The sequence below is a fragment of the Arthrobacter sp. NPDC080031 genome (genome assembly GCF_040702485.1).
Lineage (GTDB): Bacteria > Actinomycetota > Actinomycetes > Actinomycetales > Micrococcaceae > Arthrobacter.
This window is the reverse complement of sequence record NZ_JBFBLA010000012.1, coordinates 100,179-125,100: the sequence shown is the minus strand read 5'-3', so window position 1 is coordinate 125,100 and position 24,922 is coordinate 100,179. Positions and strand designations below refer to the sequence as shown.

General features: G+C 65.5%; 21 protein-coding genes and 1 riboswitch. Of the genes, 17 read left to right on the top strand and 4 right to left on the bottom strand.

Features of this window, described 5'->3' with window-relative positions; all coding sequences use genetic code 11:
- Positions 1-2 precede the first annotated feature (2 nt).
- From AB0323_RS12255 to AB0323_RS12205, 11 genes are all read left to right on the top strand, one after another.
- Positions 3-2,159: a dipeptide/oligopeptide/nickel ABC transporter permease/ATP-binding protein gene (locus tag AB0323_RS12255; RefSeq protein ID WP_366177557.1), complete on the top strand. Its 2,157-nt coding sequence runs from the start codon at positions 3-5 to the stop codon at positions 2,157-2,159.
- Complete coding sequence (locus AB0323_RS12250; RefSeq protein ID WP_366177556.1) at positions 2,156-2,962, top strand: ATP-binding cassette domain-containing protein; 807 nt, start codon at positions 2,156-2,158, stop codon at positions 2,960-2,962. The genes AB0323_RS12255 and AB0323_RS12250 overlap by 4 nt, the downstream gene beginning before the upstream one ends.
- A gap of 36 nt (positions 2,963-2,998) precedes the next feature.
- Positions 2,999-3,916 carry a dihydrodipicolinate synthase family protein gene (locus AB0323_RS12245; RefSeq protein WP_366177555.1) on the top strand — a complete coding sequence of 306 codons (918 nt, stop codon included), beginning with the start codon at positions 2,999-3,001 and terminating at the stop codon, positions 3,914-3,916.
- A gap of 566 nt (positions 3,917-4,482) precedes the next feature.
- Complete coding sequence (locus AB0323_RS12240; RefSeq protein WP_366177554.1) at positions 4,483-5,442, top strand: ROK family protein; 960 nt, start codon at positions 4,483-4,485, stop codon at positions 5,440-5,442.
- A gap of 53 nt (positions 5,443-5,495) precedes the next feature.
- Positions 5,496-6,182, top strand: coding sequence for an N-acetylmannosamine-6-phosphate 2-epimerase (locus AB0323_RS12235; RefSeq protein WP_366177553.1), 687 nt, complete (start codon positions 5,496-5,498; stop codon positions 6,180-6,182).
- A gap of 64 nt (positions 6,183-6,246) precedes the next feature.
- Positions 6,247-7,707, top strand: coding sequence for an NAD(P)/FAD-dependent oxidoreductase (locus AB0323_RS12230; RefSeq protein ID WP_366177552.1), 1,461 nt, complete (start codon positions 6,247-6,249; stop codon positions 7,705-7,707).
- A gap of 47 nt (positions 7,708-7,754) precedes the next feature.
- A complete protein-coding gene (locus tag AB0323_RS12225) occupies positions 7,755-8,537 on the top strand; it encodes an alpha/beta hydrolase (RefSeq protein ID WP_366177551.1) in 783 nt (260 codons plus the stop codon).
- A gap of 90 nt (positions 8,538-8,627) precedes the next feature.
- Positions 8,628-9,347 carry an ABC transporter ATP-binding protein gene (locus AB0323_RS12220; protein WP_366177550.1) on the top strand — a complete coding sequence of 240 codons (720 nt, stop codon included), beginning with the start codon at positions 8,628-8,630 and terminating at the stop codon, positions 9,345-9,347.
- On the top strand, positions 9,344-11,380 hold the full coding sequence (locus AB0323_RS12215; RefSeq protein WP_366177549.1) for a YhgE/Pip domain-containing protein: 2,037 nt from the start codon (positions 9,344-9,346) through the stop codon (positions 11,378-11,380). The genes AB0323_RS12220 and AB0323_RS12215 overlap by 4 nt, the downstream gene beginning before the upstream one ends.
- On the top strand, positions 11,377-12,009 hold the full coding sequence (locus AB0323_RS12210) for a TetR/AcrR family transcriptional regulator (protein WP_366177548.1): 633 nt from the start codon (positions 11,377-11,379) through the stop codon (positions 12,007-12,009). The genes AB0323_RS12215 and AB0323_RS12210 overlap by 4 nt, the downstream gene beginning before the upstream one ends.
- 70 nt (positions 12,010-12,079) lie before the next feature.
- Positions 12,080-12,691: a hypothetical protein gene (locus tag AB0323_RS12205; RefSeq protein WP_366177547.1), complete on the top strand. Its 612-nt coding sequence runs from the start codon at positions 12,080-12,082 to the stop codon at positions 12,689-12,691.
- On the opposite strand, the gene AB0323_RS12200 is transcribed toward AB0323_RS12205, so the two are convergent.
- Positions 12,664-13,620 (bottom strand): EamA family transporter, encoded by a 957-nt coding sequence (locus AB0323_RS12200; RefSeq protein WP_366177546.1) that lies wholly within the window; start codon positions 13,618-13,620, stop codon positions 12,664-12,666. The two genes, AB0323_RS12205 and AB0323_RS12200, sit on opposite strands and share 28 nt — an antisense overlap.
- Positions 13,621-13,692: 72 nt before the next feature.
- Between AB0323_RS12200 and AB0323_RS12195 the strand changes: the two genes are divergently transcribed.
- Positions 13,693-14,652, top strand: a complete 960-nt coding sequence (locus AB0323_RS12195) for a LysR family transcriptional regulator (protein WP_366177545.1) — start codon at positions 13,693-13,695, stop codon at positions 14,650-14,652.
- A gap of 84 nt (positions 14,653-14,736) precedes the next feature.
- Here AB0323_RS12195 and AB0323_RS12190 read toward each other — a convergent pair whose 3' ends face one another.
- The 3 genes from AB0323_RS12190 to AB0323_RS12180 form a co-directional block, all read right to left on the bottom strand.
- Positions 14,737-15,267, bottom strand: a complete 531-nt coding sequence (locus AB0323_RS12190; protein WP_366177544.1) for a histidine phosphatase family protein — start codon at positions 15,265-15,267, stop codon at positions 14,737-14,739.
- 145 nt (positions 15,268-15,412) lie between these two features.
- Entirely contained in the window at positions 15,413-16,282 is an 870-nt protein-coding gene (locus tag AB0323_RS12185; RefSeq protein ID WP_284984188.1) for a winged helix-turn-helix domain-containing protein, read from the bottom strand.
- Positions 16,283-16,948: 666 nt separating this feature from the next.
- On the bottom strand, positions 16,949-17,776 hold the full coding sequence (locus AB0323_RS12180) for a hypothetical protein (RefSeq protein WP_366177543.1): 828 nt from the start codon (positions 17,774-17,776) through the stop codon (positions 16,949-16,951).
- Between the two features lie 239 nt (positions 17,777-18,015).
- On the opposite strand from AB0323_RS12180, the gene AB0323_RS12175 reads away from it, so the two are divergent.
- The 5 genes from AB0323_RS12175 (at position 18,016) to AB0323_RS12155 (ending at position 24,922) form a co-directional block, all read left to right on the top strand.
- Positions 18,016-18,756 (top strand): response regulator transcription factor, encoded by a 741-nt coding sequence (locus AB0323_RS12175; protein WP_364537555.1) that lies wholly within the window; start codon positions 18,016-18,018, stop codon positions 18,754-18,756.
- A gap of 12 nt (positions 18,757-18,768) precedes the next feature.
- Positions 18,769-20,247, top strand: coding sequence for a HAMP domain-containing sensor histidine kinase (locus AB0323_RS12170; protein ID WP_366177542.1), 1,479 nt, complete (start codon positions 18,769-18,771; stop codon positions 20,245-20,247).
- Between the two features lie 141 nt (positions 20,248-20,388).
- A riboswitch (cyclic di-AMP (ydaO/yuaA leader) is annotated at positions 20,389-20,585 on the top strand.
- 83 nt (positions 20,586-20,668) lie between these two features.
- Positions 20,669-21,343 (top strand): hypothetical protein, encoded by a 675-nt coding sequence (locus tag AB0323_RS12165; RefSeq protein WP_366177541.1) that lies wholly within the window; start codon positions 20,669-20,671, stop codon positions 21,341-21,343.
- 160 nt (positions 21,344-21,503) lie between these two features.
- On the top strand, positions 21,504-22,874 hold the full coding sequence (locus AB0323_RS12160) for a bifunctional glycosyltransferase family 2/GtrA family protein (protein ID WP_366177540.1): 1,371 nt from the start codon (positions 21,504-21,506) through the stop codon (positions 22,872-22,874).
- A complete protein-coding gene (locus tag AB0323_RS12155) occupies positions 22,871-24,922 on the top strand; it encodes a glycosyltransferase family 39 protein (protein ID WP_366177539.1) in 2,052 nt (683 codons plus the stop codon). Before AB0323_RS12160 ends, AB0323_RS12155 begins: the two co-directional genes overlap by 4 nt.

The following is a 24,922-nucleotide window of genomic DNA, read 5'->3' as shown; positions in this document are numbered from 1 at the left end:
CCATGCGCAGCAAACTTGCTGAACGGCTCAGCGCCCCGGGCGTCCGCTTCAAGTCCCTCCCCTGGGGATCGCGTTTTGCCCTGTTGTTCCTCGTGGTCATCGCCCTGGCGGCGATCTTCGCGCCGGTCATCGCGCCGCATGATCCCCTGGAAACGTTCATTCCGGCGCAAGCTCCGGACGGCGACCACTTCTTCGGCACCGACCGCCTTGGCCGCGACGTCTTCTCCCGGCTCCTTTATGGCTCACAGTCTTCGCTCATGATCGGCCTCGGCGCGGTGGCCCTTGCGATCGTCATCGGCGCGGTGCTTGGCTCGCTCGCCGCGACATCCAGCAAGGCCGTCAACGAGATCATCATGCGTCTCATGGACATTCTCATGGCATTCCCGGGGATCGCCCTCGCAGCCGTGCTGTTGGCGGCGTTCGGCAACTCGGTACCCACCATCATCGTCGCCATCGCCATCATCTACACCCCGCAGCTCGCCCGCGTGGTCCGCGCCAACGTGCTCGCCCAATACGGCGAAGACTACGTCCGCGCCGAACGGGTGATGGGTGCCAACCGCCCCTACATCCTCCTCAAGCACATTGTCCGCAACACGGCCGCCCCGGTGCTGGTTTTCGCCACGGTCATGGTGGCCGACGCCATCATCCTCGAAGCCTCCCTGTCCTTCCTCGGCGCCGGAGTCCAGGATCCCGCACCGTCGTGGGGCAACGTGATCTCCTACGGCCGTAACCTGGTCCTCTCGGGCGGCTGGTGGGCAACCACCTTCGCCGGCCTCACCATCCTGCTCACCGTGCTTGCGCTGAACATCCTCGCCGAAGGCCTCACCGATGCCATGGTGAACCCGAAGCTGCGCAAGGCTCCCGTGGTGAAGGACGACGACGGTGCTGCCGCTGCTTTTGCGGGCGCGGCGGTGGCGGGTGCCGCCATCGATACCGAGATCGCGACGTCGGTGGCCCAGTCATCCGTCGTGGAACAGCACGAGCTCGACGGCGTGCGGGACGCCAACGGCGATCCGCTCTCCGAAGAGGACTACGCGGCATCGGTCCTGAAGGATACTCGTGTCCTGAACAACCCGAGGCTCGCAGCCGAGAATCCCCACGCCCTGCTGAACAAGGAACTCGAACTCCTCGCTTCCATCGAGGCGAAGCGCACGGACCGGCTCCCCCAGGTCCCCGCCGATGCCCGGAACGTGCTCGAGGTCAAGAACCTGTCCATCCGCTTCCCCGGCCGTTTCGGCGAAACCGCGATCGTGGACAACGTCTCCTTCACTGTCCGCGAAGGGGAAACCATGGGCCTGGTGGGCGAATCCGGTTGCGGAAAGTCCATCACGTCCCTCGCAATCATGGGCCTCCTGCCCAAGACCGCCGAGATCACCGGTTCCATCACCTTCGATGGCAAGGAACTCCTGGATTCCGGCTCGAAGCACAGCAATGCGAAGGCCTACCAGGGCCTGCGCGGCGAACAAATCGCCATGGTCTACCAGGATGCGCTGAGCTCGCTCAACCCGTCCATGAAGATCAAGGAGCAAATGACCCAGCTGACCAAGCGCGGCGGCCGCAAGACCCCCGCCGAGTTGCTCGAAATGGTGAAGCTCGATCCCGTCCGCACGCTCGCCAGCTACCCTCACGAGCTCTCCGGCGGCCAGCGCCAACGCGTCCTGATCGCCATGGCTCTCTCCCGCTCGCCGAAGATCGTGGTGGCAGACGAACCGACCACCGCCCTCGACGTCACCGTCCAGAAACAAGTCGTGGAACTACTCAACGAACTGCGCGAACAGCTCGGCTTCGCCATGGTCTTCGTCAGCCACGACCTCGCCCTGGTAGCCTCCCTGGCGCACCGGATCACGGTCATGTACGCCGGCCAGGTGGTGGAATCGGCACAGGCTTCGGAGCTCCTGCAGAACCCCCGGCACGAATACACCCGCGGTTTGCTGGGCGCTGTCCTGTCGATCGAGGCCGACGCCGTCCGCCTCCACCAGATCCCCGGAACCGTCCCGTCCCCGCGCGACTTCGCTCCCGGCGACCGCTTTGCGGCCCGCTCGTTGAGGCCCGACGCCGACCCGAACCAGCAATTGGTCCTCGCCGTTGTTGAACCGGCCGGTGGCGGAGCAGACCGCGACCACTACTGGGCCAGCCACCTGAAGGAGGACGCAAAATGAGTGTTTCAACCGGTAAGCCGGTCATCGAACTCAAAGACGTCAAGGTCCACCACCGGGCCCGCACTGGCGGCTTCTTCCGGCCCAACATCGTCAAGGCCGTCAACGGCGTCGACTTCAGCATCAGCCGAGGCGAAACCGTAGGCATCGTCGGCGAGTCCGGCTGCGGCAAGTCAACGCTCGCTTCGGTGCTCGTGGGACTCCAGGTCCCGACGTCGGGCCAGGTGCTCTTCCACGGAACGCCGGCTATCAAACGCAACGCCCGGATGCGCAAGGAATTCGGACGTGCCGTATCCGTGGTCTTCCAGGACCCGGCCACGGCACTCAATCCGCGCATGACCATCCAGGACATCCTCACCGATCCCTTGCAGGTGCACGGCATCGGCAACGCCGCGTCCCGCTCGGCGAAGGTCAAGGAACTGCTGGCCCTCGTCGGCTTGCCGCAGTCGGCTGCCGAGGTCACGCCGTCGCAGGTTTCCGGCGGCCAGCGCCAGCGCGTGGCGATCGCCCGTGCCCTCGCCCTGGACCCGGACATCATCGTGGCGGACGAGCCGACGTCGGCCCTTGACGTGTCCGTCCGCGCCCAAGTCCTGAACCTGCTGTCCGACCTGAAAACCCAGCTGAACCTCGGCATGGTGTTCATTTCGCACGACATCCAGACCGTCCGCTACGTCTCCGACCGCATTTGCGTCATGTACTTCGGACAGATCGTCGAGGAAGGCCCGGCCGCGCAGGTCTTCGACAACCCGAGCAACGACTACACCAAGAAGCTGCTGGGCGCCGCGCCCAGCCTGCTCCACGCCTAAGTTTTTCCCATTCAGATCCAAACAACGGAGATTTCTGTGTCTACTCAGTTCCAGGGCGTCATTCCCCCGGTCATCACCCCCCGCCACGCAGACGGCCGCGTTGACACCGCGTCCCTGAAGAACGTCACCAAGCACCTGCTCGACGGCGGCGTGTCCGGCCTCTTCGTGTTGGGCTCCTCCGGCGAGGTCCCCTACATGACCAACGAAGAGCGCGAACTCGTCGTCTCCACGATCGCCGACGCGAACGCCGGTGCGGTGCCCCTGATTGTGGGCGCCAACGAACAAACCACCAACCGCGTCATCGAAGAAGCACGCAAGGTGGTTGACCTCGGCGCCGACGCAATCGTAGTCACCTCCATGTACTACGCCATCGGCAACGCCCAGGAGAACGAAACCCACTTCCGCAGCATCCACGCTGCGGTAGACAAGCCGATCTTCGCCTACGACGTCCCCGTCCGCACCCACTTCAAACTGCCCACCGACCTCCTGGTCTGCCTCGGCCGCGACGGCGTCATCGCCGGTGTCAAGGACTCCTCCGGCGACGACGTCTCCTTCCGCCAACTCGTCCTCGCAGCCAAGGACATTCCCAACTTCGACATCTTCACTGGCCATGAAATAGTCGTGGACGGGGCGCTCCTCGCCGGCGCCCAGGGCGTAGTCCCCGGCCTCGGCAACGTCGACCCCGCCGGTTACCGCCGTCTGTTCGACGCCACCCAAGCCGGAGACTGGACAGCCGCCGCCGCCGAACAGGACCGCCTGGCCGACCTCTTCGACATCGTCTACACCCCCAACGGCCGAGTCTCCGGCGGCGCAGCAGGACTGGGCGCCTTCAAGACCGCCCTCCAAATCATGGGCATCATCGAATCCAACACCATGAGCGCCCCGATGCTCTCCCTGAACGCCGAAGAAACCTCCGCAATCCGAACGATCCTCGAGCGCAACGGCCTGGTCTAGGGGGCGGCGACTTCGCGGCTTAGCTTCGGATCTGCGCTCACTTGAGCGGGTTGCCGGACATTGCCTCCAGTGGGTTGCCGGATGTCGCCTCAGCCTGTTTCCGTGGTCGGGTCGTGGCGGCGGACCAGTTTTGCCGTCCCTTAGACACCTCCCGACGCACTGCTACAGTCGCTGAGCGACTTCCGCAATGCTTTGGTCGGCGATGCGGGACTACACAAAACCGTCCCTCCGCCACTCGGGCGATCGCGGAACCTTTCGGGGCGGTCCACTTTGGGTCCGCACTGTGCCGCCGCGGGCGGAGCGACGGACGACGGTCGCAGCGTCAGCTGGGCCGACCGCCTGAGGCGCCGGGCCGGGGTCTTGCGTAGGCGCGCATCGCCGACCAGAGTCGTCTGAAGGTCGCCCAGCGACCGGAAGGCGACGCCGGAAGGTGTCTAAGCGCCGGCAAGGCCGCGGTTTGGGGCCGCCGCAACCACAGCTAACCCGACTGCAGACGGACCGCAGCAAACACGTGACGCAACAACGATGAACCCAACAACCGCAGCAAGAGACCCGGAGGACAAAACATGATGTACGTGGTCGGGGTTGATCTTGGTGGGACGAAGACTGCTGCCGGGGTTGTGGGGGCCGATGGGGAGGTGTTGTTTTCGGAGCAGATTCCTACGCTGAATCGGGGCGGGGGTGATGCCATTTTGAAGGCGACAGCGGCGCTCGTCGGGCGGCTCATGCGGCGGGCGGCGGGTGAGGGAATCGACGTCGGGCGTGTCGGCGTGGGTTCTGCCGGGGTCATCGATGCCGTGAATGGTGAAGTGGTTTCGGCGACTGATGCGATTCTGGGGTGGGCCGGGACGAGGTTGACCGCTGGTTTGGCGCAACTCCTTGGCTTGCCCCGGGGGTCGGTCAGCGCGGTCAACGACGTGCACGCGCATGCTCTTGGTGAGGCGTGGCGTGGGGCGGCCGCAGGGAGTTCGAGTTCGTTGATGGTGGCGTTCGGGACGGGCGTGGGCGGCAGCTTTGTGTTGGACGGCTCTCCTGTTTTGGGGCACCGCTATGTGGGTGGGCATGTGGGGCACTTTGCTTCGCCGTACGCTTATCACGAGGGCACGGCCCTCCCGTGCGTGTGCGGGGGGTCGGGTCACGTCGAGGCGATTGCTTCGGGGCCGGCCATCCATGAATCCTTCGTCCGTTTCGGCGGCTCCCCCGATGTACCGGACACCCGTGCTGTATTTGCCGTGGCGCAAGCCGCTTCCGCTTCCGGCTCCCCTGACGGTGCTGCCGCCGTCAAAGCCATCGGCGAGGGCGCGGGTGCCGCCGGGCAGGCGATCGGCGGGCTCGTCAACATCCTCGACCCGGAGACGGTCGTGGTTTCCGGCGGCTTGGCCGATGCGGGAGATTTCTGGTGGAGACCCATGGAACGGGCCCTGCGCAAAGAGCTCATGGCCCCGCTTGCTGACATTCCCGTGCTTCGGGCGGCGCTGGGCAATACCGCGGCCATTGTGGGCGCGGCCAAACTCGTCCTGAACTAACACCCGAACTCCCAAATACACGAAAACCCGAACACCTCGCAAGGAGACACCCCATGATCCTGACCCTCGATGGCCTCGAAGCCCTCCGCTCGCAGCTGATCGTCTCCTGCCAGGCGTACCCGGGCGAGCCTATGCGCGATCCACGGACGACCGGCCAGGTGGCGGCGTCGGCGGTTATCGGTGGTGCCGCCGCAGTCCGGGTCCAGGGCATCGCGGACGTCCAGTTCACCCGTACTGCTGTGGAGGTTCCCGTGATCGGGCTCTGGAAGGACGGCCACGACGGCGTCTTCATCACCCCCACGCTCCGGCACGCCCTCGCCGTCGTGAATGCCGGCGCCCACGTCGTGGCTATTGACGGCACGCGGCGTCCGCGTCCCGACGGATTGACCCTCAAGCAAACCGTCGATGGAATCCACGCCGAATCGCATGCCTTGGTCATGGCTGACTGCGGTTCCTACGCTGATGCAATGGCCGCCGTCGAAGCCGGCGCGGACATGATCGGCACTACGCTGGCCGGGTATACCGCTGAGCGTTCCAAGACAGACGGCCCCGATCTTGAGCTTCTCGCGGAGATCGCCGGCGCCGGACTAGGAAAGCCGCTCATCGCCGAGGGACGCATCCACACCCCCGCGCAGGCCCGCCAAGCCCTCGACGCCGGGGCGTTCGCGGTGGTCGTCGGCACCGCGATCACCCATCCGGCCAGCATTACGGGCTGGTTCAAGGACGCTATGCACGCCTGACTTCCGGTAGAAACCCCGACCCGGGTCCCTGAACCGAGCCGGCCTCCGGGCGTAGGCTTCTCCCATGGCTGAGGAGAATATCCGGGAATTCGATGTGATCGTGATCGGCGCCGGGGCGGTGGGTGAAAACGTTGCAGACCGAGTGGCCCGGGGCGGGCTTACCGCGGCCATTGTCGAGGCTGAGCTCGTCGGAGGGGAATGCTCCTACTGGGCCTGCATACCATCCAAAGCGCTCCTACGGCCTGGAACCGCATTGCACACCGCACAATCAGTACCCGGAGCATCGGACTCCGTCACGAAGGTCCTGGATCCCGCGCCGGTCCTGAAGAACCGCGACTACTTCACCAACAAATGGCAGGACGACGGCGCGGTCCAGTGGCTCGTGGACACCGGCATCGAACTCATCCGGGGCCGGGCGCGCATCACGGGCCCCCGCGAAGTCCAAGTGGATGGCAAGGACGGCAACAGCTACTCGCTCAAAGCCCATCACGCCGTGGTGGTGGCCACCGGATCCACACCGCTCATCCCGAAAATCGACGGCCTGCGCGCTGTCCCGTACTGGACAACCCGCGGCGCCACGTCTGCACGGCAAATCCCCGGACGGTTCATAGTGCTGGGTGGCGGAGTTGCCGGCGTCGAACTTGCCCAGGCGTTCGCCCGCCTGGGCTCGACGGTCACAATAGTTGCCCGAGGCAGGCTGCTCAGTACTTTTCCCGAGGAGGCCGCCAATCTGGTTGCTGCGGGACTGCGGGCCGACGGCATCGATCTTCGGCTTGGGACGGACACCGCGCGCGTCGAACACGACCTGGACCACGCCTTCAGCGTCACGCTCGGCGACGGGACGGTCTTGAACAGTGACGAGTTGCTCGTGGCAACGGGCCGGCGGCCGAACCTGGACAGCTTGGGACTTGAGAACGTGGGGCTCGACGCCGAAGACGGGAAGGCTTTGCGCCTCACCACGGACTCGAGCGGCTTGGTTGAGGGCGCCGCCAGCGACGGCACCAGCGGGCTGTGGCTATACGCGGCTGGCGATGCGGCGGGCGCTGCCCTCCTGACGCATCAAGGCAAGTACGAGGCGCGGGCAACCGGCGATGCCATCGTGGCGCGGGCCAAGGGAACCCTCCACGGCACCCCGAAGCCCTGGAGTTCCTTCGCAAAAACGGCCGACGAATATGCGATCCCCAGCGTCGTCTTCACGGATCCGGAAGTGGCATCCGTAGGCCCCAGCCTCAAGCAGGCCCTCCAAAAGGGCATCAACGCAAGCTCGGTGGAACTGCCCATCAACGTGTCCGGATCCCAGCTACATTCGAAAAATTACCAAGGCTGGGCACAACTGGTAGTGGATGAGGACCGGAAGGTGCTGGTGGGCGCGACATTCGCCGGTCCTGGGGTGGCCGAGCTTTTGCATGGCGCAACCATCGCGATTGTCGGCGAAGTCCCGTTGGACCGGCTGTGGCACGCGGTGCCGTCGTTCCCGACCATCAGCGAGGTGTGGCTGCGCCTGCTGGAGAAGTACGGCCTGTAGCCCTGAGATCCGTTGTGGGGCGGAGGACGCGGGAGGACAATGGCCGCATGGCCAAGCACCTCGACATCGACGGACACCCAACCTGGGTGGAAGACCGGGGAGGTTCCGGCGAACCGCTCCTGCTGCTGCACGGAGGCCTGGGCAACAGTGACGATCTGCTCAGGAGCATCGGACCGGGCCTGTCGGAGCGGTTCCGCGTGGTCGCCTTCGATCGCCGCGGACACGGCTATACGGCGGACACGGATGCCGATTTCCACTACGCGGACATGGCCACCGAGACGATCCGGGTGCTCGAGGACGTCGTGGGCGGACCAGCCCATCTGGTGGGGTGGAGTGACGGCGGGATCGTCGCCCTCCTTGTCGCGCTCCGACGGCCTGAACTAGTGCAAAAGCTAGTGGTCATTGGTACGAATTACCACTACAACGGCACCGTCCCCTTCGACATGGACCTGCAATCGCCCATCGCGCAGGAACTCGGAAAGGCCTACATCGAGCGATCTCCCGACGGGGCAGAGCACCTTGACGCTGTCTTTGGCAAGAGTGTCGCGATGTTCACTACGGAGCCGGCACTCACCACCACCGACATCTCGCAAATTACCCAGCCGGTGCTCGTCATCGTTGGCGACGACGATGTGGTCACGTTGCCCCACACTCTTTCGTTGTACGAAGCCCTCCCCCAAGGCCAATTGGCTGTCGTCCCCGGAGCATCCCACGGCCTTCCCCTGGAACAGCCGGAAGCCGTCGCGGGCCTGGTAAGCAATTTTCTGGCCGCGGCGGAGCCGCCCCGTACTTTCATGCCCGTACGCCGCGCAAAGCCTACCGGCGGCTAGCTTCCCAAGGAGCCGAGCATCTATTTGAACTGACCGGTCAGTTCAGTTTACAATTGGGAGCAGACTACTGGTTCTGCGAAAGGTCCAATTGTGCTGTCTGCACAGCAACTCCAGATCGACGGCCGACGGGACGATCTCCTGCCTCCCACCTCGCTCGAAGCCAGGCGCGGGGAGCTCCTCCTGGTCAGCGGCGACGGCCAGGACCAGCGCACGGCATTGGCACTCGCGCTGAGCGGCCGGATGAAGCCCGGCAAAGGCCTCCTGAGCTGGGACAACTCGGCAAAGACGAAGAAGATCCGGGCGGCGAGCGCCCTGATTGACGCTCCTGGCGTCAACGAGCCAGAGCAGCACTTGAGCGTCCGGGACCTCGTCACCGAAGACCTCTCCCTCATCCCCCGCCGCTACCGGGGCGCCCTCCTCAGCAAGCCGTGGCTCAAGGTCAACCGCTTCGAGGACATCGCCGGGCTCTGGATTGAGCAGCTCCCCGCAGACCGCCGCCTCGAGCTGCTGACCGCCCTCGCCCTCGCCGACCCTGCCCTCGACCTCCTGGTGCTCGATTCCCCGGACCGGCACAGCGCGAACCCTGCCGACTGGCTTCCGAGGCTTGAACAGTTGGCGTACGACGCCGGGCGGCCGCTCGCCGTCGTGGCGGTCGTTTCCGCCCTCCCGGACAACTGGGACGGCCCGGCCGCGGTGATCGGCAACTCGATCATGCATACGGCACCCGCCGAGCCGGCCGTCGAACCCCTCGAAATCGCTCAAGAAGATCCCGAAGAAGTACCCGAAACCCTGCAAAGGACCGCAAAGTGACTGTTCTGCGGCTGGCCCGCTCCGAACTCAAGCGCATGACCGGCGGGCTCCTGCCTAAGCTGACCATCCTCGCCCTCACCATGGTTCCGCTGCTCTATGGAGCCGTGTACCTTTACGCGAACTGGGATCCTTACGGCAACCTGAACCAGATCGACGCCGCCCTGGTCGTCGAGGACGCGGGAGCCCAGCCAGCCAACGGCCCCGAACTGCAGGCAGGCCGGAAGGTTGCCGACAGCCTCGTGGAGGGCCACGTCTTCAACTGGCAGCGGGTGACAACCACGGCGGAGGCCGACGCCGGTGTGGAATCCGGCAAATACGCCTTCGCGCTGAAGATTCCGAAGGACTTCTCAGCCAACCTGGTCTCTCCCGGCCGCTTCGACGCCGCCAACCAGGCGATGCTCAACGTCACTACCAACGACGCGAACAACTACCTCCTCAGCACCATCGTGGACAAGCTCACCACCGCGGTGCACTCCACCGTGGCCAAGGAAGTCGGTGAGGAAACGGCCAACCAACTCCTCACGGGCTTCGGGACCATCCACGCTTCCATCGTCAAGGCCTCCGATGGCGCCTCCCAGCTCGCCGACGGCGTCGGCAAACTCAGCGACGGAGCGGCAACCCTCCACGACGGCACCAGCAAGCTCAGCGGGGGCGCGTCCGAGCTTCTGGCGGGGCAAAACAAACTGCGCGACGGCGCCAATCAGCTGAACGACGGCGCCGGCCAGCTCAGCGCGGGGCTCACCGAACTGAAGAACAAGACCGCTTCCCTCCCGTCCGATTCACAAAAGCTCGCCGAGGGCGCCGCCCAAGTAGCCGCCGGAAACGCGCAGCTGAACGCGAAAGTCCAGGACGTCGTCGGGCAACTCTCGGCGTTCGACGCCGGGGCGCGCGACCGCGTCGTGGGCAGCACCCAGAAACTCGTGGCGAGTGGTGTCATCACGCAGGACCAGGCAAATAAGATCATGGCGGACTTCGACACTGCCGCTGGGTCCGGCCCGGTCACCGACGCCAAAGCCAAAATCTCGGCCGATGCCGCCCAGATCCAACAGCTTTCCAACGGATCGGCCGCTGTCAGTGCGGGTGCCGCCAAACTTGCGGGCACCACGCCGGCGCTGACTGGGGCCATCGGCCAGGCCTCGGCAGGCGCGGACCAGCTCAGCTCCGGCGCTGGGACGCTGGCCGCGGGTGAACAGTCTGCCGTCAACGGCACCGCGGCCCTCGCGGACGGTGCCGCAAAGCTCGACGACGGCGCGGCGCAGCTTGCCAGCGGTGCAGCCACGGCCGCAGACGGATCCCGCACCTTGGCGAGCGAGTTGGCGAAGGGCGCGGGCAAGGTCCCGAACCCGAACGACGCCCAGAAGAGCGAGGTGTCCAAGGTGATCGCCGATCCGGTCGCGGTCAACAACGTTTCGCAGGCGAAGGCAGGGTCCTATGGTGCCGGCCTGGCCCCGTTCTTCCTGACGCTGTCCCTCTGGATCGGCGTGTTCATGCTGGTCCAGGCCATGCGTCCTATCACGCAGCGGGCCCTGGCCTCGAACGCTCCGTCGTGGAAAATCGCCGTCGGCGGCTGGCTGCCGTTCTTCGTGGTGTCCGTGCTGCAAGCCAGCATCCTCACCCTCGTGGTGGACCTGGGGCTGGGGCTCAACGCGGCCCACCCGGTATGGATGTGGTTGTTCATGCTGGCTGCTGTCATGGCGTTCACGGCCCTCATCCAGGGCATCGTGGCTTTGCTGGGAACTCCCGGAAAGTTCGTGGTGCTGGTCCTGCTGGTCCTGCAGTTGGTGTCTTCGGGAGGAACGTTCCCGTGGCAAACCACCCCCATGCCGCTGCATGTGGTGCACGAGATCATGCCCATGGGCTACGTGGTGACCGGCATGCGGCACCTGATCTACGGTGGCGACTTGTCCATGATCTGGCCGATTGTCCTGGGCCTGCTTGGCTACACTGTGCTGGGAGCCGCGCTTTCCACGCTGGCCGTCCGCAAGCACAAGTTCTGGACCCTCAAGACCCTGAAGCCGGAGATCGCGGTATGAGCATGCAAGAGCCGGATGTCCCCGGGCTCCCGGAGAAGAAGCTCCGCCCGGCCCGCACCAACGCGACCAAGCAGCGGCTCTTCGACGCTTCCATGGAGCTGATCGGCGAGCGCGGCGCAGCAGGCGTCACGGTGGACGAAATCGCGGCCGCAGCCGGAGTGTCCAAGGGAACGGTCTACTACAACTTCGGGAGCAAGTCCGATCTGATCGCCCAGTTGCTGCGTCACGGCGTCGACATCATGCTCGGGCGGCTCCAGAGAATCGAAGGCCTGCACGCCGATCCGCTCGAGGCCATGGAAGCCATGCTCGGGCAAGCCATGGACTTCATGGACGATTACCCGTCCTTCGCGCGGCTCTGGATCAGCGAGAACTGGCGGACACCGAGCGAATGGGGCAAGCTCTTCGTCGAACTCCGCAGCGAGTTACTGGCGGTGATCGGCGCGGCCATCGAAAAGGTCGCCTCCACCTACACCGTGGATGCCGGCATTGCCCGGGGCAGCCTCGAAGCGGCGATGTTCGGAGCGATCTTCGTGGTGGGCCTTGACAGGCAGACGTACAACCCCGAGCGCACCCGCGAACAGAGCATAGCTGCCATCATGACCATCATGCGCGGCTATGTGCTGCGGTAACGGTATGGCAACTGCCGCGTCATGAGGCGTGGCGATGCTCCGGTCAGGGATGATTAATCCCATGCGTCACATGGGGAACAGCGGAAAGCTTGCGATCATCTCTGCCGTGGTGTCCGCTGGTTTGCTGGTGCTCCTCGCCATCACCCTTGAGGAAACCGTGATGTACACCTTCCTCGGAGTCTTGGCAGTTGGCTACTTGGCGTGCGTCGCCGAGGTTTTCGCCCGTCGAAGGTACTTCATGCTGGTTCTCGGAGCTATCTCGACGATCCTGTTCATCGCTTTCGGAATCGCGTTCCTGCGCATGTGGGGCCTGGCCTTCAACCAGGACGAGAATGCCCTGGGCAGCGCGGTCAGCACCAAAGATTCGGACATCTACTTCTACCTCGCCGCACTCGCCGGGTGCATCTCCTTGCTGGTCTTGTTCGTGGCGGCGGTATGGCCCTCCCGCAAGAACCGTGCGAAGGTCGCGGCCCGACAGGCTGCCCGGCGGCCGGCGGCCCGTCCGGCGTCGCGTCCTTCCCCGGCACCCGCCAGGCCCGCCCAGCGGCCGGCGGCCCGTCCGGCGTCGGGGACTGCCAAGCGTCCTGCGCCCCGCAGCCCGGCAGCGCCTACCAAGCGAGCGACGTCCGGATCCCTTCCTCCGCGATCGCCGGTTCAGCGCAAGCCGGCCCCCAAGCGTTGAGGCACTTCGGGCGCCCCCGCTTCCTCAGGTTTGGCGCGCCGCTGCAGCACGGCAGTCGCCACGCCGCCCAGCAGGAGGAGGCCACCGGCCAGCTCCGCCGCCGTCGGGACCTCTGAGATGAGCAGCCACGCGGCGGTCATTCCCACCACAGGAACCAACAACGTGAACGGCACCACGGCCGAGCTCGGGTAAAGGCTGAGCAGCCGGTTCCAGATGCCATAGCCCACGAGCGAGGCGAACACGGCCGTGTAGATGGCGCTCAGGATGGTCGCCGGCTGAAGGTTGGTGAGGGTCCCGACGACGGCGGCCGGGCCGTCCACGATGAGCGACAAGCCTGCGAGGGGCAACGGAACCACGGCCCCGGACCAGACCACCAGCCCCAGTCCCGAGGCCGCCTTCGCCTTGCGTGCGATGATGTTTCCCGCGGCCCAGGACGACGCCGCTGCGAGCACGATCATGAGCGGCACCACCGGGGCCACCAAGCTTCGACCCACCGCTACGAGGGCCAGTCCGGCCACACCGAGCACCACCCCTGTCAGTTGGCGCTTGCTCGGCCGCTCCCCCAGGAACCGGGCGGCCAACAGCACCGTCAGGAGCACTTGCGCCTGCAGCACCAACGAAGCGAGCCCGGCCGGCATACCGAGGGCCATGCCAAGGTAGAGGAGGCCGAACTGCCCGGCGCTCATGAACAGCCCGACGCCGATGATCGCCTTCCAGCTCACGTCCGGTTTGCGGACGAAGAAGATGCAGGGGAACACCACCAGCACGAAGCGGATGGCCACGAACAGCAGCGGCGGCACGTCCGCCGCGCCACCGCTCCCGTGGCCGCCAATTCCGCTTGCGGGATGGAGGCCAAAATCGATCGCGACGAAATTCAGGCCCCAAAGGATGGCGACAAGGACGGCGAGTGCTGAGTGTCGGATATTCACGATTCAACTCTGACAGCCAATCGGATGAAGCACCAGCGTTGAGTTCTGCATCAAATCATGTACGTTTGCTTCATGATTGAGATTGCGGCGTTACGGGCCCTCGTAGCAGTGGAACAGCAAGGATCCGTGGTGGCGGCCTCGGAGGCCATGGGCTTCAGCCCGTCGGCAGTCTCCCAACAGATCAAGAAGCTCGAGAAGCAAAGTGGTGTGACCGTCCTCGAGCGCCACGGCCGCGGCGTGCTGCTCACCGACCGGGGCATGGCATTGGCCGAGTACGGACGCCGGATCCTGGGCGAATTGGAGGAGTTGCAGGCCACCCTGCTCGCCGACCCCGCGAAGCCGAGCGGAGTGCTTCGGCTCGTCGGGTTCTCGACGGCCTGCCGCGGCCTGGTTGGTCCGATGCTGGGGAAACTGGGCGCGGCCGGGGCTGTTGCCCCCGCCTCTTCGGCCGCGGCGAGCTCCAGGCTTGACGGCTCCGGGCTTGAAATCCGGGTGGTGGCCGAGGACCCGCGCGAGGCCGTCCAAAGGGTCGCAACCGGTGAAGCCGATCTCGGCGTCGTACACAACTGGCACTCGGTGCCTTTGGTGATTCCGGAGAACATGGTCCACGAGGACCTCTGCCTGGACACCGCCGACGTCCTGCTGAACTCAGCGCACCCGCTGGCCGGCCGGACCGCCGTCGAGCCTTCAGACCTGGTGGACGAACGATGGATCAGCACCCCGGCAGGTGCCATCTGCAATGAGGCGTTGCTGGCCATCTTCGCAGGCCTCGGGCGCGTGCCGGACATCCGCATTTTCGACCCCGACTTTTCCACTCATATCGCCATGGTTCAGCAGGGGGTTGCGGTGGCCCTCGTGCCGCGGCTCGGCAGGCCCGAACTCCCCGCCGGAGTTGTGGCGGTGCCCGTGGTCAACCCGATGCAGCAACGCCAAGTGGGAATCGTGTACCGGAAGACCATGACGGCAAGCCCCAGCATCCGCCACGTGGTGGGCTTGCTGCAGGAGGTGGCCGCGGGCCTCGACGTCGGCTAGCTGCCCGCCGGCCGCGCGAACTGGCAGCAAATGCCCTCTGGCGGCGCAAAAAGGGGCATTAGCTGCCAAGTCGCGCCGAGGATTTTACTTCCTGGGGCGGGGAACCGCGAAGTGGGTCAGGCGGGCATCCTGCCCGTCGAGTTCAGCCCACGGCTTTTCGAGTTCCATCACGGTCAAGGCGCTGGTGGGGTAACGCGTCGCGGCATCCATGTAGGCGTCATGGTCGGAGTCGCGGGAAGCCAAGTGCATCGCGAGGTCCTGCACTCCGGGCATGTGCGAGAAGATCATGAGTGTCGTGACGGTTTCCGGCACGTGGTTGATGACGGTCAACATCCGCTGCGCGGAGGCGGCATACAGGCCGTCCTCGAGTTTCGGCGTCGGGGCCTTGTCCCCCAGCTCGCTGCACACCCACGTGCAGGTCTGCCGGGTCCGCAGCGCCGACGAACACAGGATGAAGTCAGGAATCACGTGGTGCCTGAGGAGCCATTTCCCGGCAAGGGGTGCCTCCCGGTGGCCACGCTCGGCAAGGGGTCGCTCATGATCCGGCACCCCAAGGGGCCAGTCCGACTTCGCATGCCGCATGATCACCAGCCGCTTGATGTGATGCTCGCTCATCCCCCCACCCTACTATCCCAACTAGCTCGCATTAGGTGTCGTTTTGGGGCCCGTAAACGACAACAAATGCGAGTCAGTTGGGTAGACCGCGGAAGCGAAAGCGCCCGCCCCCAAGCAGGGAGCGGGCGCCTTGAGCGCGTGGAGACTAGATCGAGTATTCCGGAGCGGCCCAGACGATGACCTCGGGGTGCTCGTAGAAGCGGTAGCCCTGGCCCCGTACCGTGCGGACGGTGTTTGCGAGGCGGCCGAGCTTGGAGCGGAGGCGCCGGATGTGGACGTCGATGGTGCGCTCGTTGGGGACCTCTTCGGCGTTGCGCCACAGGCCCTCGAGGAGTTCGTCGCGGCCAACGGTTCGGGTGCCGTTCTCGACGAGGTAGTTGAGAAGCTCGAACTCCTTGAACGTGAGGTTCAGGGATTCGCCGTCGAGGTGCACTTCGCGGCGGGCGAGGTCGATCAAGACGCCGGACGGGCGGGCTTCCTGTGCAGGCTGCGGACGGAGCGCCTCGGAACGCTGGCGGTTGCCGACGGTGGGGTCACCGAAAGTCGAACGGACGACGTCGAGCGCGGAACCGGGCGCGCTGGCCGGGGCTACCGCGACGGCGGCGTAGCTCTCGGCGCCGGAAACGAGGGACTGCGCGTAGGCCCGGATTTCCTGGGCAAGCTTGGCGATGGATGTTCCGGCGGCCGCGGCGGTATCTTCGTCGATGCCCATGTAGAGCACGAACCCGCGGGCCACATTGTCGTTGGCAACGGGACGGATGGAGCGGTCCGCTGGAGCAAGGACAGGCGTGGGTGCGGTCATCGGCGAGGCCTCGTTGGCGGGAACAGCGCGGAGCTGGCCGTAGGAGTTCGGGTTGTAGCCCTGGGGGACATAACCGGGTGCCTGGCTGCCACCCTGCGGTGCGGGCTGGGCGTAGGCCGGGCGGTTGCCGAAGCCGGGACGCAGGCCAGCGTTCGACGCGGCCTTGTTGGCGTTACGGACGGAGATGTGGACGTATCCGGATGCAACTGACATGGATTGCTTACCTCAATGTGAATAGCCGTCATCGCGGCTTCGAATGCTGGTCTGGTCCCCGCAATGAGATGGGGAGGGGCGCCCGACGCTGGGCAGGGGGCGAATGCCTGAAACTTCTTGGGGTCTTAAGTTAGGCATGCATTCGACAACAGCTCATCGAAGGACCAGCGGGTGCGCTGGGCTCGATCGCTGCGGCTGCAGATGCTGTTGAGTTCTTGTTCACATTTGAAGTGTGCAACGTAACAAAGGGAACTTGCAAGTAACAAAGGACCGGACCGTCCACATTTTGAGACGAATCGGACTATTGTGCCGCACATCACAATTCAGACATGTCCAAATGTGACCCATTCTCGTTCGTCACACTGGCCTTTATGAGCACAATATTCGAAGCAGGTTTGATGAAATGACCGTTTTCTGAATATTAAGTCACGTCACGCGCTTGCCTTTGAATCTCGAGATATGAAACAACCCTTGTCCAATCGTGAGTCTGCATCTCATGGAAATTTTTTGCCAATTCGTCTGCTACGGGCCTCGTTGCAGTGCAAGCGCGACGCGCCGTCGTGACCTTCTTTGAATCCGGAAAGCGCTTGCGACACGGCGAGTCACGTCATTCTGAGGCCAAAGCGCGACAAAGAAGGTCAGGACGGAGGCAAGCAGCACCCATCGCTAGTTGGTAGTGCCGGTTCCTTGGGTGCTTGAGTTGGTGGCCGTCACGATCTGGATGGACTGGGCCGTGTACTTGTCGGATTCCTTGAGCGAAGTGACCCTCACGCTGGATCCGGATTTCACATCGGCGAGCGTCAGGGTGGTGGCGGTGGTTCCGCTTCCGCGCTGCCGCATGCCTTCCGCGACCACGACGTCCGTTCCCAGCGCATAGGTTTTCGTGAACCCGTCCTCGCTCTTGACGGTCATGGAGCTCGCCGAGATGTCGGTAACCGTTCCCAGCTGGCCCGCCATGGTGACGTAGGTGCCGCTTTGGAGGACCACATATTCCGAGTGGATCGCCGCATTCAGACCGCCCATCCCCACCCCGAGGCCGCCCGGACCTGCGTTCGCGCCGCCTGGGCCGCCGAATCCGCCCTGGCCGTTCTGCCCGGCGCCCGGCGCCTGCGCACTGCTGGTGTCAGCCGCCACGGTCCCGTTGCCCGCGGCGTAGGCACCGGCCCCTGCCGCCGCAGCGACCACGACCGTTACGCCGCCGACAATGATCCCCTTCTTCAAGCTCCAATTCTTGAAAAACGAGGGGCGCGTTTGTCCGGAGTTGTATTGCTGCGGGGTACCCCACCCCGCGGCGGGCTGCTGGTTCACCGGCGGCTGCGGGGCACCCCACCCCGCGGCAGGCTGCTGGCTCGCCGGCGGCTGCGGGGCGCCCCACCCGGCGGCAGGTTCCCCGGCTAAAGGCTGCCCGGAATCATCAAGGGGGCGGATCACCGGCTGCGGGTGCCCGTTCCCCGGCTCGGAACCAGGTACAGAGGGGTTGTTTTGCTGATCCATGGTGTGTTCTCCATCGAAATCGAGACTGTTGGTCGTGGTAGTGCTTGTCCCAAACAGCGTCAGCCGCTTTGCTGTGCATTGGCTGTGTCGAACTGCAGGCTTGCCTGTGACCTCCCGCAGAGTGGGTCGGATGCTCCCCGAACCGGCACAACCTCTGGACAGGTGGCTAGGCTGGGACTCACAGGGTGCTCACAGCAACGGCAAAGCACTGGCAAACCCGCAGATTGGAGAGTTGTCCCATGGCATCCTCGCACTCCATGACCAACAACCTTCCGCAACTCAGCCACCCGGACGGTTCCCCCATCCGTGCCCTTGTGGTGGACGACGAACCCAGCCTCGCCGAGCTCATGAGCATGGGCCTGCGCATGGCGGGTTGGTCGGTGGCGGTGGCCGGCGACGGTCCCGCCGCAGTAAAGCTCGCCAAGGACTTCCGGCCGGATGTCCTGGTACTGGATGTGATGCTTCCGGGGTTCGACGGCGTGGAGCTGCTGGGCAGGATCCGCGCCTTTGCGCCTGAGGTGCCTGCGCTCTTCCTCACCGCGAAGGATGACGTGCAGGACCGGATCGTCGGCTTGGCCGCCGGCGGCGACGACTATGTCACCAAGCCCTTCAGCATGGAGGAAGTCCTGCTGCGCCTGCACCGGCTGGTCCAGCGCTCGGGCGTGGCCGCGATGGACACGGCCGAACTGGTGGTGGGTGACTTGACCCTGAACGTGGACACCCGTGAAGTCACCCGCGCCGGCGAAGACATCCCGCTCACGGCAACCCAGTTCGAGCTCCTGCGCTATCTCATGGAAAATCCCAAGCGCGTGGTCAGCAAGGCCCAGATCCTGGACCGCGTGTGGGACTACGATTTCGGCGGGCAAGCCAACATCGTAGAGCTCTACATCTCATACCTGCGCAAGAAGATCGAGGCCAACCACCCGCCCATGATCCACACTGTGCGTGGAGCAGGCTACGTCATCAAGCCCGCCGAATAGCCGGGGCTCCGAATGTCCGCACTCTCGGGTATCCCCCGCCAGACCGACCACAGCTGGTTCAATCCTTCAACCTGGCACTTGCGCACGCGCTTGATCCTTCTCTCGATGGCACTCCTCGTGGCCATCTGCGGCGCCGTCGGGGTGGTCAGCTACGCCTCCATGGATGTGTTCCTCACGAAGCAGCTGGACCAGCAATTGATGCAGGCCTCCCATGGCCGCCCGCCGCAAGGCAATCCTGGCGGCCGCCCGGACCCCTTGGATCCCAGGGGCCAGAGCATCGGCACGCTGAATGCCCGCATTCTTGCCGGTCGGGTGAGCAGCGATGCAGGATTCTTGTCCTCGGATGCCACCCGCGCTCCGCTGACGCCCAGCGACGCTCAAATCCTCTCGGCGCTCCCCCCCGATGGCCGACCGGTTGATCGCACCCTGTCCAATGGCGGTTACCGGCTCGTGGCCACCGAAACTCCTTACGGCGATGTTGTCATCACGGGGCTGCCGCTCGCCTCGAAGCAGGACACCGAGGCCTCGCTCGTCTGGACCATGGTGCTCGTGTCCTTGGGCGGGCTGGTCCTGATCGGGCTGGCCGGAACCGTGCTCATCCGCCGCACCATGCGCCCCCTGGAGCAGCTCTCCGACGTCGCTACGAAGGTATCGAAACTTCCGCTCGACGCCGGTGAGGTGGCACTCGCGGTGCGCGTTCCGGCGTCGGCGGCCCATCCGAGCACGGAAGTGGGAAGCGTCGGCCATGCTTTGAACCTGATGCTGGACAATGTTTCCAGAGCCCTCGAGGCGCGCCAGCAAAGCGAAACAAAGGTGCGCCAGTTCGTGGCCGACGCCTCACACGAACTACGCACTCCGCTGACCGCCATCCGCGGCTATACCGAGCTCTTGCGCATGACGGAGACGTTCACCGAGGACGGTCGCAAGTCACTGGCCCGTGTGCAGAGCCAGTCAGAACGCATGACCACCCTCGTCGAAGACCTCCTCCTGCTGGCCCGGCTGGACGAAGGGAAGGCCCCGGAGTTCACCGATGTGGACCTCACGCAGTTGGTGATCGAGACCGCCAGCGACGAGAAAGTCATGGCCCCGGATCACATCTGGCAGCTCAAGCTTCCGGACGAGCCCCTCATGGTCCGTGGCGACACCACTCAACTCCATCAGGTTTTGGCGAATCTGCTCTCCAATGCCCGCAAGCACACGGAGGCGGGAACCACCGTGGTCACAAGCGTCATGCGTTCGGCCGACGGCAGCGCCGTGGTGACGGTGACCGACAACGGGCCGGGCATCCCGCCTGAATTCCAGGGCAGGATCTTCTCACGTTTTGCCCGTGCCGACGCCGCCCGCTCGGGTTCCGAGGGCACGTCCGGGCTCGGCTTGTCGATCGTGGAATCCATTGTCCAGGCGCATGGTGGAACCGTCGAAGTGGCATCGCGGGCCGGCCGAACGGAATTTGCGGTGCGGCTTCCGGCGCTCAGGACCGCCACGGCCTGAACGGCAACCCAGGAGGGCGTGACGCCGGTGCGCGGCGAGCGCAAGTTGACCCACCGGCGTCGTGATCTCCGTTACCTAAATGTGACTTGAGCGGAATCCTCCTGTACCGTCGAATAGGTGCGCTGGATAATTCCGGCCACCGCCGGGTAGGCGCCGAGCTCTGCCCCTCCCCGGTGCCCAACAGTCCAGGCAGAGACGGGGGACCCAGGTCTCCGGGCAAGCGCTCATGTTGAGCCAGCCCTAGGGGTGAAGCCGTACAGCCACGATTCCCTGTGGCCACGGCCGGATGACCTCATCCGAATCCGACAGCTAACTCCGCAGGCGTCGAGAGGCAATCACCATGTCTGATTCCAGGAATCAGTCGCGCTCTGTTGCGCGCCACCGCGGCGAACCAGCCCGGAGAAACAAGTCACGTTCCACCTTGAGGCGAGCCGCCTCGAACCTTGGCACCGGCCAGCGGATGGCAGTTGTTGCCGGCGTCGTTGCCGTGTTCCTTGGCGCAGGCGCCGCCACCCAGGCCGCCGGACAAGCCATCAATGCCCAGGACATGAGCCGCACGTCCGAATCCCGCGCGACGGACCACGCAGCCACGCCGCCGGCGAGCGCGAGCGCAAGCCCCAAGCCGAGCGCCACGCCGACGCCGAGCCAGGCACCCGCCCCCGCTCCGGCCGCCGTCGCGCCCCAGGCTGCCGCACCGGCCGCACCCGTGGCGCCCCCGGCCGCCGTGGCGCCCCCGGCCCCCGTTGCACCCCCTGCTCCGGCAGCCCCGGCCGCGCCCGTCGCCGTCGATGATCCCTCCGGCGCCCAGGCTTATGCCGCAAGCATCCTGCCCTCCTACGGTTGGGGCCAGGGCGAAATGTCAGCCCTGATCACCCTGTGGAACAAGGAATCGGATTGGCGCACCACTGCCACCAACGCCTCCAGTGGCGCCTACGGGATCGGGCAATCTCTGCCGGGCGACAAAATGGCATCAGAAGGCGCCGACTGGCAGACCAACTACCAGACGCAGATCCGCTGGGGCCTGAACTACATCAAGGAACGCTACGGATCGCCGTCCGCGGCGTGGTCCTTCCACTTGGCCCACAACTGGTACTAAGCCGAAGCCACGCAAAAATGCGTTGAGGTCCGTCCCCTTCAGGGGGCGGACCTCTGCGTTTTTCGACGAGGCAGGCGATTCGCCACGCCGGTCATACATCCACAGCCACGTCACAGGTTCCGCCTAAAGCCCTCATATTCTGCAACGGCACTCTGGATACATGACGCTCATCGAATCCACCTCCGGAACCCTGAAGGACCCCGCGGTGGTGCCGCCGGGCCTTCCCATCCAAGCCAGCACTCCCATTCAACGCAGCACGGTGCGGCGCGCCCCCGTGGACACCCACACCGCCATCCCCGTGCTCGATGTCACCATCCCCGTCTTCAACGAGGAACGCGACCTCGAAGAGTGCCTGCGCAGGCTGCACGGCCATTTGCGCGAATCCTTCCCGCATGGCTTCCGCATCACCGTGGCGGACAACGCAAGCACGGACAGCACCTTGAAAATCGCCGAACGTGTGGCCAGGGAACTGCCTGAGCTCGCGGTTGTCCATCTTGAGGAGAAGGGACGCGGCAACGCCCTGCGCAGGGTGTGGCTCGCGTCGCCGTCGCCGGTTCTGGCTTACATGGACGTGGATCTGTCCACGGATCTCGCCGCACTGGCTCCCCTTTTGGCCCCGCTGATCTCCGGCCATTCGGATCTCGCGATTGGAACACGGCTGACCCGCGATTCCAGGGTTGTCCGCGGCCCCAAGCGCGAGTTCATTTCGCGCAGCTACAACCTGATGCTGCACTCGTTCATGGGCGCCCGCTTCAGCGATGCCCAATGCGGCTTCAAAGCGATCCGGGCCGACGTTGCGCAGCAGATCCTCCCCCACACCTTGGACAACTCGTGGTTCTTCGACACTGAACTCCTGGTCCTCGCCGAACGCTGCGGCCTCCGGGTCCACGAGGTTCCGGTTGACTGGATCGACGATCCCAATTCAAGCGTTGACTTGGTGCGCACCGCCTTGGCCGACATCCGCGGCATGGTCCGGCTCACCCGGGATCTCGTCTCGGGACGCATCCCCATTCCGGAACTGCGCGCAGCGCTTGCACGCGGGCCGCTCCCGGCGTCGTCCCGCACCGCCGAGCAGAGCCCGCGCAGCAGCCTTTTCGGGCAACTGGTCCGGTTCGCCGCAATCGGCGCTGCGTCCACCCTCGCCTATGTGCTCATCTTCTTGTTCTGCCGCGGCTTCATGGACCCGCAACTGGCCAACTTCCTGGCGCTGCTCGTCACGGCCATCGCCAACACCGGAGCCAACCGGCGCTTCACCTTCGGCATCCAAGGCGGGAACCCCGTACGGCACCACTTCGAGGGTTTGATCGTCTTCGGGATCGGCCTCGCGCTCACCTCCGGGGCACTCGCCTTGGTGCACAGTACGACGACGCCGGACCGCTGGGGCGAGCTCCTCACCGTCGTTGCGGCGAACCTCGCCGCCACCGCGGTCCGCTTCCTCTTGTTCCGGCTTTGGGTCTTCCGACAGCCTGTCGCGCAGGCGACTGCACCCGCCACACAAGCCACATCGCGCACAGAAACGGCAGCATCATGACTTCCACGATTACTCCCGCAAGCACAGGACCGGCCGGATCCGACTCGCCCAACGCCGTCGGAACTACCCAGTCACCGCAGGGCGGGCACTCGACAGGCCCGTCAACCCCCGGTGCCACGCCCCATTGGACGCGATACGCCTTTGGCCGGCAGCCCCGCTGGGTGCGGCCGTCCGCCGCCGGGCTCCTCGTAGCCACGGCCTTCCTGTATCTTTGGAACCTCGCAGCCACCGGCTACGGAAACTCCTTCTACGCCGCCGCCATCCAGGCCGGCACCAAGGACTGGACGGCGTTCCTGTTCGGTTCGCTCGACGCCGGCAATGCCATCACCGTGGACAAGCCGCCGGCCTCCTTGTGGATCCCGGCCTTGGCGGGCCGGATCTTCGGCTTCTCACCCCTGAGCATGCTGGTTCCCGAGGCGCTCATGGGCGTGGCCGCCGTCGGTCTCCTCTATCTGACGGTCAAGCGGATCTCCGGACCGGGCGCTGGCTTGTTGGCCGGTGGTGCTTTGGCACTGACCCCGGTGGCCGCGCTCATGTTCCGCTTCAACAACCCCGACGCCATGCTGACCCTGTGCCTGGTGCTCGCGGCGTACTTCACTACCCGTGCTATCGAACGGGCAGGCTGGAAGTGGCTCGCCGCGGCCGGCGCCGTGGTGGGCCTGGCATTCCTGAGCAAAATGCTGCAGGGTTTCCTGATTGTTCCGGGCCTGGGACTCGCGTACCTCTGGGCCGCACCTACCCCGTTGCGGCGGAGGCTGCTGCACTTGCTGGGCGCATTGGCAGGTATCGCTGTGGTGGCAGGCAGCTATGTGGCTCTCTTCCAGCTGACTCCGGCTTCGGCGCGGCCCTACATGGCAGGTTCGCAAACCAACAGCTTCCTCGAGCTGACCTTCGGCTACAACGGGCTGTCCCGCATCACCGGTTCGGGCGAAGGGACGCCCGGCGGAGGGGGCGCTGGAGCGCCCGCTGGCGGTTTGGGTGCGTTCGACGGCGGTGGTGGCGGCAACGCCGGTTTCGGTGGAGCTGCCGGGATCGCCCGCATGTTTGGCAGGAGCTTCGGCGCCGAGGTCTCCTGGCTTCTTCCTGCGGCGCTCATTCTGCTGGCAGCCGGCCTGTGGTTCACCCGCCGGGAAGCGCGAGCCTCCCGCACCCGCGCCGCGCTCATCCTCTGGGGTGGCTGGCTTCTGGTCACAGCGGGGGTCTTCAGCTTCATGGGCGGCATCGTCCACCCCTATTACGCGGTAGCGCTCGCACCGGCAATCGCAGCGTTGGTGGGCATCGGCAGCGTTGAGCTGTGGCGTGGCCGCGGGTACTGGCCTGCCAGGATCGTCCTGGCAGTGGTAATCCTCGGAAGTTCGGCTTGGTCCGCGGTTCTCCTGGGCCGCGACGCCTCGTGGCTTCCCTGGTTGCGCATCGTGATCGTCGTCCTGGGCGTGGTGGCGGCCGCGGCAATCCTGCTCCGCCTCGACTCGCTCAAGCCGGCCGGCCGGTTCCGGAAGGCCACGGCCGCAGCCGTCGTCGTCGTTTCCCTTCTGGCCGGCTGCCTGGGAACCGCGGCGTGGACGCTCGCGACGGCGGCAACCGCGCACTCCGGTTCCATCCCGACGTCGGGACCCGCCGGCTCCGCCATGGGTGGCTTCGGAAACCGCGCCGGAGGGTTCGGCGCAGCTGGTGGCGCGGGCCAGGCCGGAGGGCCGGGTTCGGAGGGAACGGCCGACGCAGGACTGACCGCGCTGCTGACGTCCACCACCACGAAGTGGTCGGCGATCGTCTCCGGCGCCAGCCAGGCCGCAAGCCTTGAGCTTGCCACCAACACCAACGTGATCGCGCTCGGTGGCTGGAACGGTGGCGATCCCTACCCCACGCTGGCACAATTCCAGGACATGGTGGCCAAGGGACAGATCGGTTACTACATTGCAGGAGGCGGCATGGGTGGCGGCGGCGGATTCAGAGGCCAAGGCGGCAATTCCGAGGTAGCCTCCTGGGTACAGGCCAACTTCCAAGCCCAGACGGCGGGCAGCTCCACCGTCTACAAGCTGACAAAGTAG

Excerpts from the sequence above, each read along its gene's own strand:
- AB0323_RS12255 (WP_366177557.1), top strand. The coding sequence starts at position 3 with ATGCGCAGCAAACTTGCTGAACGGCTCAGCGCCCCGGGCGTCCGCTTC.
- AB0323_RS12250 (WP_366177556.1), top strand. The coding sequence starts at position 2,156 with ATGAGTGTTTCAACCGGTAAGCCGGTCATCGAACTCAAAGACGTCAAG.
- AB0323_RS12240 (WP_366177554.1), top strand. The coding sequence starts at position 4,483 with ATGATGTACGTGGTCGGGGTTGATCTTGGTGGGACGAAGACTGCTGCC.
- AB0323_RS12235 (WP_366177553.1), top strand. The coding sequence starts at position 5,496 with ATGATCCTGACCCTCGATGGCCTCGAAGCCCTCCGCTCGCAGCTGATC.
- AB0323_RS12230 (WP_366177552.1), top strand. The coding sequence starts at position 6,247 with ATGGCTGAGGAGAATATCCGGGAATTCGATGTGATCGTGATCGGCGCC.
- AB0323_RS12225 (WP_366177551.1), top strand. The coding sequence starts at position 7,755 with ATGGCCAAGCACCTCGACATCGACGGACACCCAACCTGGGTGGAAGAC.
- AB0323_RS12210 (WP_366177548.1), top strand. The coding sequence starts at position 11,377 with ATGAGCATGCAAGAGCCGGATGTCCCCGGGCTCCCGGAGAAGAAGCTC.
- AB0323_RS12205 (WP_366177547.1), top strand. The coding sequence starts at position 12,080 with ATGGGGAACAGCGGAAAGCTTGCGATCATCTCTGCCGTGGTGTCCGCT.
- AB0323_RS12195 (WP_366177545.1), top strand. The coding sequence starts at position 13,693 with ATGATTGAGATTGCGGCGTTACGGGCCCTCGTAGCAGTGGAACAGCAA.
- AB0323_RS12190 (WP_366177544.1), bottom strand. The coding sequence starts at position 15,267 with ATGAGCGAGCATCACATCAAGCGGCTGGTGATCATGCGGCATGCGAAG.
- AB0323_RS12185 (WP_284984188.1), bottom strand. The coding sequence starts at position 16,282 with ATGTCAGTTGCATCCGGATACGTCCACATCTCCGTCCGTAACGCCAAC.
- AB0323_RS12180 (WP_366177543.1), bottom strand. The coding sequence starts at position 17,776 with ATGGATCAGCAAAACAACCCCTCTGTACCTGGTTCCGAGCCGGGGAAC.
- AB0323_RS12175 (WP_364537555.1), top strand. The coding sequence starts at position 18,016 with ATGGCATCCTCGCACTCCATGACCAACAACCTTCCGCAACTCAGCCAC.
- AB0323_RS12170 (WP_366177542.1), top strand. The coding sequence starts at position 18,769 with ATGTCCGCACTCTCGGGTATCCCCCGCCAGACCGACCACAGCTGGTTC.
- AB0323_RS12160 (WP_366177540.1), top strand. The coding sequence starts at position 21,504 with ATGACGCTCATCGAATCCACCTCCGGAACCCTGAAGGACCCCGCGGTG.
- AB0323_RS12155 (WP_366177539.1), top strand. The coding sequence starts at position 22,871 with ATGACTTCCACGATTACTCCCGCAAGCACAGGACCGGCCGGATCCGAC.